The 16717-nt window shown below is 61.8% G+C and carries 15 protein-coding genes; 12 read left to right on the forward strand and 3 right to left on the reverse strand.

Annotated elements, in window-relative coordinates; translation table 11 throughout:
* The first annotated feature begins 40 nt into the window (after window positions 1–40).
* The gene (locus AACR93_RS21950) at window positions 41–937 is read left to right on the forward strand and encodes a histone deacetylase family protein (protein ID WP_043851975.1); all 897 of its coding nucleotides are present in this window, start codon (window positions 41–43) and stop codon (window positions 935–937) included.
* A gap of 133 nt (window positions 938–1070) precedes the next feature.
* On the opposite strand, the gene AACR93_RS21955 is transcribed toward AACR93_RS21950, so the two are convergent.
* A complete protein-coding gene (locus tag AACR93_RS21955; RefSeq protein WP_043851966.1) occupies window positions 1071–2219 on the reverse strand; it encodes an MFS transporter in 1149 nt (382 codons plus the stop codon).
* Window positions 2220–2514: 295 nt separating this feature from the next.
* Window positions 2515–3465 (reverse strand): ribosome biogenesis GTPase YlqF, encoded by a 951-nt coding sequence (gene ylqF, locus AACR93_RS21960; protein ID WP_033114400.1) that lies wholly within the window; start codon window positions 3463–3465, stop codon window positions 2515–2517.
* Window positions 3466–3797: 332 nt separating this feature from the next.
* On the opposite strand from ylqF, the gene AACR93_RS21965 reads away from it, so the two are divergent.
* From AACR93_RS21965 to AACR93_RS22000, 8 genes are all read left to right on the forward strand, one after another.
* On the forward strand, window positions 3798–5195 hold the full coding sequence (locus AACR93_RS21965; RefSeq protein WP_043851967.1) for an alkaline phosphatase: 1398 nt from the start codon (window positions 3798–3800) through the stop codon (window positions 5193–5195).
* An 11-nt stretch (window positions 5196–5206) separates the two neighbouring features.
* Window positions 5207–6613 (forward strand): alkaline phosphatase, encoded by a 1407-nt coding sequence (locus AACR93_RS21970; protein ID WP_082044176.1) that lies wholly within the window; start codon window positions 5207–5209, stop codon window positions 6611–6613.
* A 49-nt stretch (window positions 6614–6662) separates the two neighbouring features.
* Window positions 6663–7346: a hypothetical protein gene (locus AACR93_RS21975; RefSeq protein ID WP_043851968.1), complete on the forward strand. Its 684-nt coding sequence runs from the start codon at window positions 6663–6665 to the stop codon at window positions 7344–7346.
* Between the two features lie 37 nt (window positions 7347–7383).
* Window positions 7384–8154: a substrate-binding periplasmic protein gene (locus tag AACR93_RS21980; RefSeq protein ID WP_043851969.1), complete on the forward strand. Its 771-nt coding sequence runs from the start codon at window positions 7384–7386 to the stop codon at window positions 8152–8154.
* A gap of 226 nt (window positions 8155–8380) precedes the next feature.
* On the forward strand, window positions 8381–8776 hold the full coding sequence (gene rnk, locus AACR93_RS21985) for a nucleoside diphosphate kinase regulator (protein WP_005334070.1): 396 nt from the start codon (window positions 8381–8383) through the stop codon (window positions 8774–8776).
* A gap of 181 nt (window positions 8777–8957) precedes the next feature.
* The gene (gene uhpA / locus AACR93_RS21990; protein WP_033114395.1) at window positions 8958–9548 is read left to right on the forward strand and encodes a transcriptional regulator UhpA; all 591 of its coding nucleotides are present in this window, start codon (window positions 8958–8960) and stop codon (window positions 9546–9548) included.
* Window positions 9545–11065 (forward strand): signal transduction histidine-protein kinase/phosphatase UhpB, encoded by a 1521-nt coding sequence (uhpB, locus tag AACR93_RS21995; protein ID WP_043851970.1) that lies wholly within the window; start codon window positions 9545–9547, stop codon window positions 11063–11065. The genes uhpA and uhpB overlap by 4 nt, the downstream gene beginning before the upstream one ends.
* A 27-nt stretch (window positions 11066–11092) precedes the next feature.
* Window positions 11093–12427 carry an MFS transporter gene (locus tag AACR93_RS22000; RefSeq protein ID WP_043851971.1) on the forward strand — a complete coding sequence of 445 codons (1335 nt, stop codon included), beginning with the start codon at window positions 11093–11095 and terminating at the stop codon, window positions 12425–12427.
* Between the two features lie 18 nt (window positions 12428–12445).
* Here AACR93_RS22000 and AACR93_RS22005 read toward each other — a convergent pair whose 3' ends face one another.
* The gene (locus tag AACR93_RS22005) at window positions 12446–13582 is read right to left on the reverse strand and encodes a GGDEF domain-containing protein (protein ID WP_043851972.1); all 1137 of its coding nucleotides are present in this window, start codon (window positions 13580–13582) and stop codon (window positions 12446–12448) included.
* A 499-nt stretch (window positions 13583–14081) separates the two neighbouring features.
* On the opposite strand from AACR93_RS22005, the gene AACR93_RS22010 reads away from it, so the two are divergent.
* The 3 genes from AACR93_RS22010 to AACR93_RS22020 all read left to right on the forward strand — a co-directional run bounded on the left by AACR93_RS22010 (window position 14082) and on the right by AACR93_RS22020 (window position 16665).
* Window positions 14082–14882 (forward strand): transporter substrate-binding domain-containing protein, encoded by an 801-nt coding sequence (locus AACR93_RS22010; RefSeq protein WP_041209881.1) that lies wholly within the window; start codon window positions 14082–14084, stop codon window positions 14880–14882.
* A 96-nt stretch (window positions 14883–14978) separates the two neighbouring features.
* On the forward strand, window positions 14979–15938 hold the full coding sequence (locus tag AACR93_RS22015; RefSeq protein WP_033114390.1) for an amino acid ABC transporter permease: 960 nt from the start codon (window positions 14979–14981) through the stop codon (window positions 15936–15938).
* Window positions 15922–16665: an amino acid ABC transporter ATP-binding protein gene (locus AACR93_RS22020; RefSeq protein ID WP_043851973.1), complete on the forward strand. Its 744-nt coding sequence runs from the start codon at window positions 15922–15924 to the stop codon at window positions 16663–16665. The genes AACR93_RS22015 and AACR93_RS22020 overlap by 17 nt, the downstream gene beginning before the upstream one ends.
* The last annotated feature ends 52 nt before the right edge of the window (window positions 16666–16717 follow it).

Here is a 16717-nt window from a genome sequence, read left to right on the forward strand (position 1 = left end):
CCTGGCTCCCCTTTTTCATATCTGCAAAGGCCCTGCCGTCATGTCACTGTGCATCTTCTATCACCCCCTCTACTCTGCCCTGGCCCTGCCGGAGCGTCATCGCTTCCCGCTGGCCAAGTATCAGGCGCTGTTTGAGCACCTTAGCAGCCTCGGCTATCCACTGGCAGAGGCCGCGCCCGCCAGCCGCGCACAGATAGAGAGCGTGCATGATGCTGCTTATGTGGAGGCGGCCCTCGCCGGCACCCTCGATGCGAGCGCCATCCGCCAGCTTGGTTTTCCCTGGTCTCCCTTGCTGATTGAACGCACCTTGCGCTCGGTGGGGGCCACCATTGCCGCCAGCTGCCACGCCCTGGAGCAGGGTTGCGGCCTGCAGATCTCTGGTGGTTATCACCACGCCCACCGGGATGTTGGCAGCGGCTTTTGTCTCTTCAACGATCTGGTGATCGCCGCCCAGACCAGTCTGGACGAAGGGCGCTGCGAGCAGGTGCTGATCATCGATCTCGATGTCCATCAAGGGGATGGCAGCGCAGCCCTGTGCCAAGGGCGGCGCGATATTATCACCCTCTCCCTGCACGGGGAGCACAACTTCCCTCGTCACAAACCCGCCTCCCACATGGATTTTCCCTTGCCAAGCGGCATGCAGGACGATGCCTATCTCTCCACGCTGGCAGAGGCGCTCAATCTGGCGCTGCGCCTCTACGCTCCCGACCTCATCCTCTATCAGGCTGGCGTGGACGTACACCGTGGCGACGAGCTTGGCTATCTCGCCTTGAGCGATGAGGGAGTGCGCCAGCGCGATGCCATGGTATTTGACTGCGCCCGGCAACACGGCTTGCCCATTGCAGCCGTACCGGGTGGTGGCTACCGGCGCGACTGGCAGCAGTTGCTCCCGCTGCATATGTCATTGTTTGAAGAAGCAAAAAAGCGTTACGGCTAGCCGTTAATCTCTGATAACCGCTGTTGCAGACAACAACAAGGCGGCCCAAGGGCCGCCTCTGCGTTATATCGCGCGTCATTGCGCCGTCTTTATCCCTTATCGGGAAGCGAGGATAGCCCCCTGATGCTCTCGTTCAGGCGTGGGCCACCGGCGTCGGATGTTTCCCCATGGGGCGCAGCAGCATCAGCAGATAGATAAGCGACACGCCGGCGATCATGACGAAGAGCAGGTTGTCCGAAAGGTGCTGCATCAGCAGCGCAGTATAGGCTGGGCCGAGCAGGCTGCCGATGGTATAGCTCAGCAGCAGTGCCTGATTCATCGCCACCAGCTGATGGTGTTCGACCTTCTCGCAGGCCCAAGCCATGGCCACCGGATAAAGAGTAAAACCGGCAGCGCCCAGGATAAACAGGGCCGGCCCCATCGCCACGCCGCCGAGCATGGCTGCGCAACCCAGGATCACCACCAGCACCTGCACCCGCAATACCGGCAGACGCCCGAAGCGATCCGCCAGACGGCCGACCGGCCACTGCCCCAGAATGCCGGCACTCACCATCACCGCCATCCAGTAGCCGATCTCTCCATCGCTCACCCCCTGATGATTGAGGTAGAGCGGCATCAGGCCATAGAGCGACCCCAGCACAATGCCGGAGATGATGCAGCCATCGACCCCGAGCCGCGCCTGCCGCAGCCGTAGCATCGGCCAGACCCGGGTCGTTCCCTGTGCTTCGCTGTGCTCACTGACGATGCGGGTGAACAACAGCGGCAGAATCGCCGCCAATATCAGTCCGGTCGCCCAAGGCAGCACGTCCATCAGGCCGGTCGGTAGCTTGCTGACCAGCAGCTGCCCAAGCACGGTTCCCAGGTAGTAGACCATCATGTAGGCGGCCAGCAGTCGCCCCCGATTGTGCGCGTTGCCGCTGCACATCAGCGCGCTCTCCACCACCACCCAGATCATGGCGCAGCCGATGCCGGCAATGAAGCGCCAGGCGAGCCAGCTCCAGAAACCGAGGGTAATGCCGAGCCCGATACAACCTGCGGCAAAGATAACTGAGGAGAGGTAGTAGCTGCGGTTAAAGCCAAAGCGCTTGATCAGGGTGCCCGCCAGCAGGGTTCCCAGCAGGTTGCCGCTGAAATAGGAGGAGCCGACCATGCCTACCTGCCAGGTCGGCAGATTGTCATGGGCCAGCCAGAGCGGCACCAACGTATTCAGCACCGCGATGGAGAGGGTCAGCAGCAACAGGCCACAGAGCAGTAACAGCACTGGCCGGGTGTATGTGGTCATGGGTAGAACCCTGAGGAGAGTCAAAATGCGAGCGCATCATGCCACTGCCAAATCCATTGTCAATCGGCGCTGCAGCCAAGTCGCAAGGTTTTGTTGCACGCAGTGATTGCTGCGAGATGCGGCACCATTTAATGCCGGCTTTATCTTTTTGATTAACGTGAAATTTGGCCATGTTACCGGCATATTGCCAGTTGAAAATCATCCCCTTAGCGCTGCCTTGGCTCGCTTTGGCGGCCATAAACAGAAGAGGCGGCCCCGTGGGCCGCCTCTTCTTTAATACCGAGCTCAATGCCGGTTAGCGCTGACGCTTCTTGGCGTACTTGCGACGAGCCCGCGCCTGGCGCTCCTCTTCCCGCTCCGCCTTCTCTTTGGCCTTCTGCTCGGCCTCGGCATCAGCTTCCACGATTTCTACGCTCACCATCTCCGGGGTCTCCAGCGAGATACGACCCAGCATCCCCGAACGGAATTCGTTGACCAGGATCTCGGACGCCTTGTGCAGATCCGCCAGCCCGCCCTTGCGCATGAAGCCGCGCTGGCGAGCGATCAGATCCAGCAGCTCGATCTCGGTCTCGGGCAGCTCTTCAATCTGATAGCGCGCCTTGATCCGCTCCGGATACGCCTTGAGGAAGTAATCGGCGGCGAACATGGCGATGTCCGCATAGTCATAGACGGTATCCTTGATAGCCGCCGTGATGGCCAGCCGATAACCGCAGGAGGGCGGGTTGAGCTTGGGCCACAAAAAGCCCGGGGTATCGGTCAGGATGACGTGGTTGTCGAGCTTGATCCGCTGCTGGGACTTGGTCACTCCCGCCTCGTTGCCGGTGCGGGCTATAATGCGCCCGGCCAGGGTGTTGATCAGGGTAGATTTGCCCACGTTGGGAATACCCATGATCATGGCGCGCACGCCGCGCAGCTCCAAATTGCGCTCCGGCAGCATCTCGTGGCAGAGAGTCAGCAGTTGTTTGATCTTCTCGGGCTCCTGCTGGGTCAGGGGCAACGCCTTGATCCCCTTCTCCTTTTCCATGTGGGCCACCCACAGCTCGGTGATCTCGGGGTCGGCGAGATCCGCCTTGTTGAGCACCTTGATCACCGGAGTATCGCCACGCAGCTCGGGCACCAGCGGGTTTTCGCTGGAGAAGGGGATGCGGGCGTCGAGCATTTCGATGATGACATCGACCTGGGGCATGACCTCGGCAATCTCTTTGCGGGCCTTGTGCATGTGACCGGGGAACCAGTTGATGGACATATCCGTTACTCTCATCTAGGGACTGCGGGCGCGGGCTTGCAATGAAGCGAGCGGCGAGCGGTGGTGGACGCAGGGCGTCGCAAGGGGGCGCATTTTACCTGCACCCGCCCCGATTTGACAGGCCATTCTAGCCCGCGGGTCCTAAACCGGCCAGATTTCCTCCCGTTTGTCAGCCTTGTCAGGCTGCGCTGCAGAGTCCGATTATTGATAGATAAGTGATTGATACAACATCACATTTAGATATCACTTTCACCAGATTGTCATTCACTCTCACTAAAAGTGTCATCTGCGACCTCTAGGCTGCGCTCAGGTTTTACAAGGAGCGAACCTCGATGAAAAAAATGGCAGGTGTTGCAGTGATGATGGGGGCCGCACTGGTCGCCGGCTGCAACTCAGAGAACAACTCGCAGGAGAACAAACCCGGCTCTGGCGCCCGGAACGTGATCTTCTTCCTCGGCGACGGCATGGGGCTCAACATCCTGACCGCCGCCCGCATCTACGGCGTCGGTGAAGAGGGCAGCCTCACCATCGATACCCTGCCGGAGACGGCCTTCATCAAGACCTTCTCTCACGACTCTCAGGTGACCGACTCGGCCCCCTCCATGTCCGCCTACATGACCGGAGTCAAGAGCAACAACGGCGTCATCAGCATGGACAGCGACGCCACTCAGGAGAGCAACTGCAGCAAGAGCGCCGGCAAGCCGGCCACCACCTTGCTGGAGCTGGCCAAGGCCGCCGGCCGCGGTACCGGCGTAGTCACAACCACCCGGGTGACTCACGCCACCCCCGCGGCCACTTATGCCCACCTCTGCAACCGGGATCTGGAAGCCGACATCGCCGCCCAGCTGGTGCCCGGCGGCGCCGGTTACAACAGCGCCCTTAAAGGGGGGGTGGACGTGGTGCTCGGTGGCGGCAGCAGCTTCTTCCTGCCCAAAGCCGACAAAGGCAAACGCGAGGATGGCCGCAACCTCATCTCCGAGATGAAGGCCAAAGGCTACCAGTTTGCCGGCAATCTGGACGAGCTGAACAAGGCCGAGGCGGGCAAGCCGCTGTTGGGGCTGTTTGGCGCAAGCCACATGAAATATGACCTGGATCGCCCCGCCAGCGAGCCCTCCCTGGCCCAGATGACCCTGGCCGCCATCAAGCAGCTCAAAGAGAAGAAGCAGGGTTACTTCCTGATGGTGGAAGGGGGCCGCATCGACCACGCCCTGCACGACACCAACGCCAAGCGTGCGCTGCAGGACACCCTCGCCTTCGACAACGCCATCAAGGCGACCCTCGACGAGGTGAAGAAAACCGATCCCGAGCTGAAAAACACCCTGATCGTGGTCACTGCCGACCATGACCATACCCTGGTGCTCAACGGCTACGCCAAGCGTACCGGCAAGACCACGGCCGATAACCCCGGCGTGCTCGGGCTGGTGAAAAATTACGAAACCGGCGAGCCGAGCAAGGATGCCGACGGCATGCCCTACACCATCATCGGCTTTGGCAACGGCTACAACCGGGTGGACGGGCCGCGCAGCAGCGTGGCACCGCTGGATGACGCCACCGTCTCCGCCAACGACTATCACCAGGAGGTAGTGGTCAAGGTGGGTGAAATCGGCAACGAGACCCACGGCGGCACCGACGTATTCCTCGGCGCCATCGGCCGGGGAGCGGATAGCTTCCACGGCTCACTCGACAACACCGCCGTGTTCGGCAAGGTCAAGGCTGCGGCCGGGCTGTAAGGAGCATTCCCATGAAAAGAGCCATCAACCAATCCATGAAGCAGAATCTACATAAAACCTTGGTCAGCACGGCCCTGCTGGCCGCCCTCTGTGGCGCGACCCAGGCACAGGCCGCCGATGCCAAAAACGTCATCCTCTTTATCGGCGACGGCATGGGCCCCACCGTGCTCACCGCTACCCGTCTCTACAAGGTGGGGGAAGAGGGCAATCTGGAGATGATGAAGCTGGCCCGCAGCGCCCGCATCAAGACCTTCTCCAACGATGCCCAGACCACCGACTCGGCCCCTTCTATGGCGGCCTACACCACCGGGGTCAAGATGAACAACGAGGTGATCGCCATGAGCAGCGACACCAAGGCCGTCGCCCCCGGCAAGGATGCCAACGGCAACAAGGGCGTCAACAACTGCGCCAGCGACAACGGCAAGCCGGTGCCCACCATTCTCGAGCTGGCCAAGGCAGCGGGCAAGTCGGTGGGGGCCGTCACTACCACCGAGCTGACCCATGCCACCCCGGCGGCCACCTACTCCCACATCTGCCATCGGGATGCAGCCTACGCCATCGCCGCACAGGCGGTACCGGGCGGCGCCGGCTTCAACCAGGCTCTGGGGAACGGGGTCGATGTGCTGATGGGGGGCGGCGCCAACCACTGGACGCCCTACAACGGCACCAGCAACAAGGGGGGCCGTGCCGACGGGCGGGATCTCACCGCCGAGCTGACCGCTCAGGGCTATCGCTACGTCACCACCCGAAGCGATCTAGCCAAGGTCGAGAGCGGCAAGCTCATCGGCCTGTTCAGCGCCAAGTCCCACCTCGACTACGAGCTGGACCGCGTCGCCAAAGGGGCAGCCAATACCCAGCCGTCGCTCTCCGAGATGACCGCCAAGGCGATCGATCTGCTGAGCCAGAACAGTCAGGGTTACTTTCTGATGGTGGAAGGGGGCCGGATCGACCACGCCCTGCACGGCACCAATGCCAAGCGCTCGCTCACCGACGCGGTGGCGCTGGACGAGGCGGTCAAAACGGCGCTCGGCAAAGTGGATTTGAAAGATACCCTGATCGTGGTCACCGCCGACCATGACCACACCATGACCATCAACGGTTACTCCGCCAAGGGCAACAAGGTGCTGGATCTGGTGAAAAATGGCGACGGCTCGACCCAGAACGACGTGGATGGCAAGCCGTTCACCACCCTGGTGTTCGGCAACGGCCCCAACCGTCCCGACGTGCGCTCCACCCTCACCAGTGCTCAGGTGATGGCGGACGACTACCTGCAGGAGACCGGGGTCAAGCTCGGCTCCGAGACCCACGGCGGCGGCGATGTGATGCTGTTCGCCGACGGCGCCGGCAGCAGCCGCTTCAAGGGGACACTGGATAACACCCGGGTGTTCGGCAAGCTGAAGGAGGCGCTCGGCCTGTAAACGGCAGGGCCCGGCGAGGTGCTGGGCCCTGCTCGTTCGAGCGATCACCATGATGCGATATTTACTTCCGCTGTGGCTGCTCGCCAGCAGCCTCTCTTTTCCCCTCCTTGCCGATGAAGTCCCCGATCTGGCCGCCCGCATCCGCTATCAGGACCGGGTGACCAGCAGCGACGGCATCAGCAAGGAGAGCCAGTGGCAGGAGAAGTGGCTGCGGGTTGGCGATCAGGTGTGGAGCCAGCGGCTCATCCCGCTGCCCCTTGCCCGCGCCTACCACGCCGCTCACGATGCCACCCCGGGTCACAAACACTTTACCCACCAGATGGCGGCGCGCTGGGTGACCCGCGACCAGCAGGGGATGCTGCAACTGCGCTACGCCGACAGCTGGCACAACCAGCTGGTGGAGGTACCGGAGGAGGAGTACGGTCAGGTGGCTTTCAAACCCGACTGGCCGCGGATCCGCCACCTCATCAACCCGGCCCTGTTGCAAGAGATGACGCCCCTCGATGAGACGGCCCCCGAACAGGCGCACTGGTATGAAAAACGCGAGGGCAACCAGCGCACCCGTATCCTCTGGTCGAGTCGCTGGCAGCTGCCGCTGGTGGTGGAGTCGGCGAGCCTCGACGGCTATCGCAGCTACCGGATGGAGGTGACCCTAAAAACGCTGCCCAAGAATTTGCCCTGGCAGCAGCTGGAGGGGTATCAGACGCTCGATCTGCGGGACTTCTTCGATTGAGATGAGGCTCCATAGCGGGCTGACTTGTCTCTGCGGGATGTTACACTCTGTGTACTCATCCCGGATCAGGTCTGCCATGCGTCTCCCCTTGCTCCTGCTGCTCTGCACCTCGCTCCTGCCAGCCTTTCACGCCCGGGCCATGGTGGTGGTCGCGGCTGAAATTCCCCCTTACGTGATCCGCTCTCATCAGGGCGCCCCGAGCGGCATGGCCATCGAGGTGCTGGAGGAGGCGGCCCGTCGTCTCAAGGAGCCGCTGACCATCGAGCTGATGCCGCTGGCTCGCGCCCTCAGCCAAGCCCAGCACCGGCAGGATGTGCTGCTGGTACCGCCGGTGAGAAGCCCCCAGCGCGAGCCGCTGTTTCTCTGGATTACTCCCTTGCTGGACGAGGCCTTCGTACTGGTGACTCATCGTCAGCACCATCCCCAACCGCTGACAACCGGCGAACTGCCCGGCCTCACCATCGGCGTAATGCGCAGCTCCTATGGCCAGAGCCTGCTGCTCCCGTTCAAACGGATCAAACAGGAAGAGGTGGCCGAAGAGGTCAACAACGCCAGCAAGCTCGCTCGTGGCCGCATTCAGGGCTGGGCGGTGGCCTGGAACAGCGCCCGCTACAACCAGCTGCAGGCAGGCTTGCCGCTGGCGGATCTGGTGCGCGGCGAAACGCTGAAACAGGCTGCGCTCTACCTGGCGGCCAGCCCCCATTTTCCAGCCAAAGAGGCAACACGCTGGCGTGACACCATCGCCGCCATGCGCGATGACGGCAGCCTGGCCCGCATCATCAAGCAGTACGATTACCAGGCACCCTGACAAACTTGTCAGGATAATTGCCAAAGCCGTCCAGAATGGTTATGGTAGCCCCATGAAAAGATTCACTATTTCCTCTCACAAGCTCACACCCTGCTGAGCCCCCGCCTCGCTCCTTCGGCCGCGAGTCGCTTGGGGGCATGGCACTTTCTCGATCTCTCGACACCCTTGTGATGGCCAGCCTGCGTTAGTGGGCTTGGCCCTGTAAGCTATTGATAAGGATTATCTTATGAAACAACCGCATCTCGTTATCTCCAGCCTTGATCTGGATCGGATTGAACAACTGCTCGGCAACCACCCCCAGCACCTTGCCCTGCAAGAGGAGCTGGATCGCGCCGAAATCCGCGAGCCGGCCGATATGCCGCCCGATGTCGTCACCATGAACAGCAAGGTACGCTTCAAGATGCAGAGCAGCGGCAACGAGTTCTGCCTCACCCTGGTCTACCCGCGCGATGCCAAGGGTGACGAGAGCAACATCTCGGTACTGGCACCGGTGGGCAGCGCCCTGCTTGGTCTGAAAGTGGGCGACAGCATCGCCTGGCCGGGCCCGGCCGGTCGCACCATCGAGGTGGAGATCCTTGAAGTGGTCTATCAGCCGGAGCGTGCCGGCGAGCTGCACCGCTGATCCCGGTTGCGGGCAGGCCAACCCGGGAGGCCAGCCCGCACAGCCTGATCCCGATCAAGCTTCCCCTGCTTATCGGGTCGATTTTCCCCCTATTCCCCCCCGCCCCTTGAGCCTGACTCGGGGGGCAGGTATCTTGTTGGCCGCGTCATGGTCATGACGCACCGAATTTCAGGCTGACATCATGATAAACATTGCCCTCATCGACGATCACCAGATCGTCCGTTCCGGTTTTGCCCAACTGCTCAATCTGGAGCCCGACCTGCAGGTGGTCGCCGAATTTGGCTCCGCCAGCGAGGCGCTGGCCGGCCTGCCCGGCAGTGGCGCCCGTGTCTGCGTCTGCGACATCTCGATGCCCGACCAGTCGGGACTGGATCTGCTCAAACAGCTCCCCTCCGGTCTGGCAGTGGTGATGCTCTCGGTACACGACAGCCCCGCCCTCATCGAGCAGGCGCTGCAAACCGGTGCCAAGGGATTTCTCTCCAAACGCTGCAGCCCGGACGAGCTGATCGCCGCAGTGCGCACTGCCGCACTCGGCGGCTGCTACCTCACCCCCGACATCGCCCAGAAGCTGGCCAGCAGCAGCCGGGATCCCCTCACCAACCGGGAGCGGGAGATTGCCCAGCTGCTGGCGCAGGGGCTGGAGGTGAAGAGCATCGCCGAGCAGCTTGGCCTCTCCCCCAAGACGGTGCATGTGCACCGCGCCAACCTGATGGACAAGCTCAAGGTCAGCAACAACGTCGAGCTGGCCCACCGCATGCTGGATAGCTGGTGATCCACCGTCTTGCCAGCTATGTCGCCATCACGCTGGCGGCCTGCTTCATCTTTGCCGCCGGCTGGTTTTGCCTCTGGAGCATCAGCCTGCATCTGGCGGGCGGCCCGGCACTGGCAGTACTGCTGTTCCCCTTCGGCCTGCGCCTCGGCCTGCTGCTGCAAAGTCCCGGTCGCTACTGGCTGCCGCTGCTGCTCTGTGAAGGGGGGCTGCTCTACTGGATCAATCTGGAGGTTGGGCTGCCCCACTGGCAGTGGTTGCTGATCGGCAGCCTGCTCACCCTGCTCCCCCTGCTGATTGCCCGCCGCCAGCCGGTGCGCAACGACTGGCAGCAACTGCTGTTGCTGCTCGCCACCGTCTCGGTGGCAGCCCTGCTGCAATCCCTGCTCTGGCATCTGGCGGGAGAAGATGGCCTCTCGGCCCTGCTGCTCACCCTCACCGGTGGGCTCACCCTCACCTCCACCTGCATGCTGATCTGGCACTACCTTACCCGCGCCACCTGGGTGCCGCTCGGCCCTGCCCTGGTGGATCAGCCGGTAGACTGGCGCTTTCGCCATCTGGTCTGGTATCTGCTGTTGTTCGTGCTGAGCCTCTGGCTGCAACTGGGGCTGCCCAACTCGCTGGTGCGCTTTACCCCGTTTTGTCTGGCCATCCCCATCATCGCCATGGCGTGGCGCTACGGCTGGCAGGGGGCGCTGCTCGCCACCCTGATGAACACCATCGCTCTGCTGGCGAGTCAGGCCTGGCACGATCATCCCCTCGATCTGCTGCTCTCCCTGCTGGCCCAGAGTCTCACCGGCCTGCTGCTGGGTGCCGGGATCCAGCGCCAGCGCGAGCTCAATCAGGCGCTGACCCGCCAGCTTGCTCACAATCGCCAACTCACCGAGCGGCTGCTGGAGACCGAGGAGAGCATCCGAAAGGAGGTGGCGCGCGAACTGCACGACGACATCGGCCAGACCATCACCGCCATTCGCACCCAGGCCGGTATAGTGCGCCGCCTCGCACCCGACAATGCGGGGGTGGGCCAGAGCAGCGCCCTGATCGATACCCTCTCCCTTGGCATCTACGACGCGGTGCGAGGCCTGCTCGGTCGCCTGCGCCCGCGCCAGCTCGACGACATGACCCTGGAGCAGGCGGTGCGGGCACTGCTCAGAGAGCTGGAGCTGGAGCGCCACGGCATCGTCACCCGGCTGGAGTGGCAGCTGGCGGACAGCGATCTCTCCGATGCCCAGCGGGTCACCCTGTTTCGGGTCTGTCAGGAGGGGCTCAACAACGTGGTCAAGCATGCCAACGCCCACTCGGTGACAATCCGGGCGCGGCACGGTGAAGAACAGCTGCAACTGGTGCTGGAGGATGATGGTCGCGGACTGCCGCAAAGCCGCGCGGCGCAGGGCTATGGTCTGCTCGGTATTCGCGAACGGGTGCAGGCGCTGGGAGGCACCTTGCAGCTCTCCTGCGTCCACGGCACCCAGTTGACGGTCAACCTCCCCTGCCGCAAGCGGGAGGAGAGCCATGAGTAACCTCGCCCTTCATCAGGGAGGAGCCCCATGCTGAGCTTTATGAGAAGCGCACCGGCGCAACCGCCGATCCGCGAGCAGGCCGAGATCGACGCCACCTATCGTCACTGGCGGTTGCATCTGCTGCTCACCATGTATCTGGGCTATGCGGTCTTCTACTTCACCCGCAAGAGTTTCAACTTCGCCATGCCGGACATGCTGGCGAGCGGCATGCTGGACAAGTCAGACATCGGCATGCTCTGGACCCTGTTCTACATCACCTACGGCTGCTCCAAGTTCTTCTCTGGCATCATCAGCGACCGCGCCAACCCGCGCTACTTCATGGGGATCGGGCTGATGGCCACCGGCGTCATCAATATCCTGTTCGGCCTCTCGTCCGCTCTCTGGATGTTTGCCGCCCTCTGGGTGGCCAACGCCTTCTTTCAGGGCTGGGGTTGGCCCCCCTGCTCCAAGCTGCTCACCAGCTGGTATTCGCGCAGTGAGCGGGGTGTCTGGTGGTCGGCCTGGAACACAGCCCACAATGCCGGCGGGGCGCTCATCCCCCTTATCGTCAGCACCCTGGCCCTGCAACATGGCTGGCGCTACGGCATGATAGTGCCCGGTCTTATCGCCATTGCGGCCGGTCTGCTGCTCTGCTGGCGGTTGCGGGATACCCCGGCCGCCATGGGGTTGCCGTCGGTGGGCGAGTGGCGCAAGGATGCGATGGAGCTGGCCCAGCAGACTCAGGATGCGGGGCTCTCCCATCGCCAGATCCTGCGCAAATATGTGCTCGGCAACCCCTATATCTGGCTGCTGGCCTGCTGTTACGTGCTGGTCTATGTGGTGCGCACCGCCATCAACGACTGGGGCAACCTCTACATGACCGAGCAGCGCGGCTTCAATCTGATGAGCGCCAACTCGGCCATCTCCATGTTCGAGGTGGGGGGCTTTATCGGCGCCCTGGTGGCGGGCTGGGGATCGGACAAGCTGTTCAACGGCAACCGCGGCCCGATGAACCTCATCTTTGCGGTGGGGATCCTGCTGGCGGTGGGATCGCTCTGGCTGATGCCCTTCTTCAGCTACGTGATGCAGGCAGCCTGCTTCTTCACCATCGGCTTTTTCGTGTTCGGCCCCCAGATGCTGATCGGCATGGCGGCGGCGGAGTGCTCCCACAAAAACTCGGCGGGAGCGGCCACCGGCTTTGTCGGCCTGTTTGCCTACATGGGGGCGGCGCTGTCGGGTTATCCGCTGGCCAAGGTGATGGAGATCTGGCACTGGAACGGCTTCTTCGTGGTGATCTCGGTGGCGGCGGGCGTCTCGGCCCTGCTGCTGCTCCCCTTCCTCAAGGCGCAGGCACCGCGCACCCAACCTACCGACACGATGTGATACCGGACTGAGCGGAAGTTACGCCTCCCGACCAGCCTGACAGACCCGGTTCTTGCCCTGCCGCTTGGCGCAATAGAGCGCATGGTCGGCCTGAGTGAACAGAGGATCAAAGTGCCACTCCCCGTGCCAGTGGGAGAGCCCCATGCTGACCGTGATGGAGAGGCCGCCCATGTTGCGGTTCGCGACCTCCTCCAGCAATCCCTCACAGCGCTGCAGCGCCAGCACACCGGGCTGCGAGAAGAGCAGCACAAACTCCTCGCCACCGAAACGGCTGCACACCAAATCGGGCTGGCTACCCAGATAGGCGCCGAGCTCGGCCAGTACCCGATCACCTACCTCGTGGCCATGCTGGTCATTGATCTGCTTGAAATCGTCGATATCGAGCACGGCCAGCGCGCCGCCGTCACCCAACTTCTGCTGCTTCAGCTGATCCATAAAGCCACGCCGGTTGAGCAGGCCGGTGAGAGGATCGTGGCTCGCCTGCTGGTGCAGCGCCAGCGCCCGGTACTGGGTACAGAGCAGCAGCACCCCGAAGGTGGAGAGATAGCTTCCCATCAGCATGGAGAGGAAGGGCAGCACATTGACCCCGCTCTTATCCATCAGCATCTGCACGTTGTCCTGCCACAGGAACCAGAGCCGCATCAGGTAGAAGGCGTAGAGCAGGATATTGACCACGGTAAAGACCATCACCGCCGGCAAATAGTCGGGGTAGCCGTGACGCCAGACCAGATAGACGATCACCGCCCCCAGCACCATGTAGCTCAGGCAGGCCAGCATCACCCGGGACTCCATCCCCCCCTTCACGATGCACCAGCTCAGGATCACCAGATAGACCAGCATGAATAGCACACCAGCACGCCAGTTCGGGGGTTGGCCGAAAAAGCGCTGCAGCGCCAGCGGCATCAGCGCGATGCAGAGCGTGATCAGGGTGTTGGCCAGCCAGATGCCGGATGGGCTGGGGAAAAATGCCTGCAACGAGAAGAGCGTCTGGGCCACCAGCGCACAGAGTGCAGACCACCACCAGTAACCGATACCGGGGATCTCCCTGTGGGTAGACCAGATGATGGAGAGGGTAATAAAGCCAAGACTGTAGCCACCCAGCGCCATCAGCATCAGGGTAAAAACGTCCAGTTTCAGCAGCAGTGAGAGCGCCATACAAGAACCAGTTTCAGAAGGTAACTGAGTATATGAGAAGCGTTTGCCAAGACCCAGAGGGGACTGACTATTTTCACAATAAAAACATATTGTTTACTGTCTCTGTGGCCTGCTTTCCCTGTCGAGATCGCACCACCGCAGGTACAGAAAAAGTCAGAGTACAAAACAAGTCACAAGCGAACCCCATCATATGTAACAAAAGGTATTGAACACAATTTGGGCTTGAACCGGCCACGTTAGATAGATATGTTGTTTTCGTGTGATTTTATGAGTGAAGCGGTGAGCAAAAAGCGCCTCTAACCTATTGAGTATTCTGACACAATTGGTTTTTGGTACATTTTTCGCTCAATTTCGATTCATAGCATCCCATATGGGGCTTTCCCCCGACCCAAGACATTCATCCTGTCTTGCCTGTTGCCGGATGCAGCAGTCTCTTGTGCCACGGAGTCGCACGGGATCAGGTTCAAGGCCGAACACAACATCGACAGAGACGTCACCCATGATCAAAAAACTGATTCTTTCTACCCTGCTCTTCTGCGGGCTGGCGACCGCCGCCCCCGCCACTACCCCCACCTCAACCCTGGATGCCGTGCTGGAGCGCGGTGTGCTGCGGGTTGGCTTCGACGCCGGCTATCAACCTTTCGAGATGACCAACAAACAGGGCCAGTACATCGGCTTTGACGTCGATCTCGCCAAGATGGTCGCCAAGGAGATGGGCGTGAAGGTCGAGTTCGTCAACACCGCGTGGGACGGCATCATTCCCGCGCTCCTGACCAACAAGTTCGACGTCATCATGGGCGGCATGACCGTTACCCCGCAGCGCAACCTGCGGGTCAACTTTGCCGATCCCTATATCGTGGTCGGCCAGACCATTGTTGTGCGCAAGGACAAGGCTGCCGAGATCAAATCCTTCACCGACCTCAACGACCCGAAATACAAGATTGCGGTCAAGCTCGGCACTACCGGCGAGCAGGCGGTCAAGCGCCTCATCCCGAAAGCCACCCTGCTGCAGTTTGAAACCCAGGATGACGCCAAGCTGGAAGTGATCAACGGCAAGGTCGATGCCTTCGTCTACGACCTGCCCTACAACGCCATCTTCGCCTCCCAGAACAAGGGCGCCGTGGTACACCTCGACAAGCCGTTCACCTTCGAGCCGCTGGCCTGGGCCATCCGCAAAGGAGATCAGGACACCCTCAACTGGTTCAACAACTACCTGCGCCAAATCAAGGGGGACGGCAGCTACGACCGCCTCTACAAGAAGTGGTTCGAATCCAACGCCTGGCTGAGTCAGCTCAAATAACCTCAAAAGGGGGCGCCTTGCCGCCCCCTCTCGCAACACCCCACACAATAACGAGAAGAGGTTGTGACTGTGCACACACCCAAACCGACAAGACAGATGGAAAAACAGCCCAACCCGCTGCTCTGGCACGGCGTCTTTTTGCTGATGCTGCTGGTGGCCGTGTTTGGCATCTACAAGGCGGTGCAATCCGTTGACTACACCTGGCGCTGGGAACGCATTCCCCAGTACATCGCCTATCAGGCCGAACAGAAGAATTACGCCGAGTTTGACGGCACCGTGGTGGCCGGCACCACTGCCGCAGAGAAAGGCAAACTGTTCCTGCAAAACGATCTCGACCCCAACCAGCGCCAGCCCATCGCGACCAGCGGTGTGCAGGTCAGCGAAGGGGATACCGTCTTTCGCGGCGATGCCCTCGATATCCAGCTGAGCTGGACCGCCGGCCCCATCGCCTGGGGCGTCTGGATGACCATCAAGCTCTCGCTGGTAGCGGGCATCTTCGCCATTTTGCTCGGCACCCTGGCCGGGCTGGCCCGACTCTCCCCCAACCCGGCCCTGCGCAATCTGGCCGTCACCTATGTGGAGCTCATTCGCGGCACCCCGCTGCTGGTGCAGATCTTCATCGTCTACTTCTTTATCGGTACCGTACTGAACCTCGATCGCTTCACTGCCGGGGTCGCGGCACTGGCCGTCTTTACCGGCGCCTATGTGGCGGAGATTGTGCGTGCAGGCATCAGCTCCATCCACAAGGGGCAGATGGAAGCGGGTCGCAGTCTGGGTCTCACCTCGGCCCAGACCATGCGCTACGTCATCCTGCCGCAGGCGTTCAAGCGGGTACTGCCGCCACTGGCGGGGCAGTTCATCAACCTGATCAAGGACTCCTCGCTGGTGTCGGTCATCTCCATCACCGATCTGACCAAGGCGGGGCGCGAGGTGGTGAGCTCCACCTTCAGCCCGTTCGAGGTGTGGTTCACCGTGGCGCTGCTCTATCTGGTACTGACCGGTACCCTCTCCTTTCTGGTGCGCCGTCTCGAGGTGAAATATGCGAAAAGCAACTGATCCCATCATCAAGGCGACCGGTGTAGAGAAGTTCTACGGCAGCGAAGTACATGCCCTGAAGAACGTCACCACCGAGGTCGCCGAAGGGGAAGTGGTCGTGATCGTCGGCCCCAGCGGCTCCGGCAAGTCCACCTTTCTGCGCACCCTCAACCAGCTGGAGACCATCAACGACGGCGATATCGTGGTGGACGGCATCTGCCTGACCCAGCCGGGCGATGTCAACAAGCTGCGGGAAGAGGTGGGCATGGTGTTCCAGTCCTTCAACCTCTTTCCTCACCTGACAGTGCTGGAGAACATCTGCCTCGCCCCGCAAAAGGTGCGCAAACTGCCCCGCAAGGAGGCCGAAGATCGCGCCAAGGCCCTGCTGCTGAAGGTAGGGCTTTCGGCCAAGGCGGGCAGCTACCCCTCCCAGCTCTCCGGTGGTCAGCAGCAGCGGGTGGCCATCGCCCGGGCGCTCGCCATGCAGCCACGCATCATGCTCTTCGACGAGCCCACCAGCGCGCTCGATCCCGAGATGGTTGGCGAAGTGCTGGATGTCATGAAGGGGCTCGCCCGCGAAGGGATGACCATGGTAGTGGTGACCCACGAGATGGGCTTTGCCCGGGAAGTGGCGGATCGGGTGCTCTTTATGGAGAGCGGCGAGCTGCTGGTGGATGAGAAGCCAACAGAGTTTTTCGACAATCCCCCCTCCCCGCGCCTGCGCCAGTTCCTGAGTCAGGTGCTGTAAACGCAGACCCACAGCCAGTTAAAATGGCCAGTAAAAAAGTGAGAGGAACCAT

Source organism: Aeromonas sp. L_1B5_3 (assembly GCF_963866575.1).
GTDB lineage: Bacteria > Pseudomonadota > Gammaproteobacteria > Enterobacterales > Aeromonadaceae > Aeromonas > Aeromonas jandaei.

Bases quoted from the DNA above. Each gene is read 5' to 3' on its own strand.
- AACR93_RS22020 (WP_043851973.1), top strand. From the start codon at position 15,922: ATGCGAAAAGCAACTGATCCCATCATCAAGGCGACCGGTGTAGAGAAG.
- AACR93_RS21970 (WP_082044176.1), top strand. From the start codon at position 5,207: ATGAAAAGAGCCATCAACCAATCCATGAAGCAGAATCTACATAAAACC.
- AACR93_RS22010 (WP_041209881.1), top strand. From the start codon at position 14,082: ATGATCAAAAAACTGATTCTTTCTACCCTGCTCTTCTGCGGGCTGGCG.
- rnk (WP_005334070.1), top strand. From the start codon at position 8,381: ATGAAACAACCGCATCTCGTTATCTCCAGCCTTGATCTGGATCGGATT.
- AACR93_RS22005 (WP_043851972.1), bottom strand. From the start codon at position 13,582: ATGGCGCTCTCACTGCTGCTGAAACTGGACGTTTTTACCCTGATGCTG.
- uhpA (WP_033114395.1), top strand. From the start codon at position 8,958: ATGATAAACATTGCCCTCATCGACGATCACCAGATCGTCCGTTCCGGT.
- AACR93_RS22000 (WP_043851971.1), top strand. From the start codon at position 11,093: ATGCTGAGCTTTATGAGAAGCGCACCGGCGCAACCGCCGATCCGCGAG.
- AACR93_RS21950 (WP_043851975.1), top strand. From the start codon at position 41: ATGTCACTGTGCATCTTCTATCACCCCCTCTACTCTGCCCTGGCCCTG.
- AACR93_RS21975 (WP_043851968.1), top strand. From the start codon at position 6,663: ATGATGCGATATTTACTTCCGCTGTGGCTGCTCGCCAGCAGCCTCTCT.
- AACR93_RS21980 (WP_043851969.1), top strand. From the start codon at position 7,384: ATGTTACACTCTGTGTACTCATCCCGGATCAGGTCTGCCATGCGTCTC.
- AACR93_RS22015 (WP_033114390.1), top strand. From the start codon at position 14,979: ATGGAAAAACAGCCCAACCCGCTGCTCTGGCACGGCGTCTTTTTGCTG.
- ylqF (WP_033114400.1), bottom strand. From the start codon at position 3,465: ATGTCCATCAACTGGTTCCCCGGTCACATGCACAAGGCCCGCAAAGAG.
- AACR93_RS21955 (WP_043851966.1), bottom strand. From the start codon at position 2,219: ATGACCACATACACCCGGCCAGTGCTGTTACTGCTCTGTGGCCTGTTG.
- AACR93_RS21965 (WP_043851967.1), top strand. From the start codon at position 3,798: ATGAAAAAAATGGCAGGTGTTGCAGTGATGATGGGGGCCGCACTGGTC.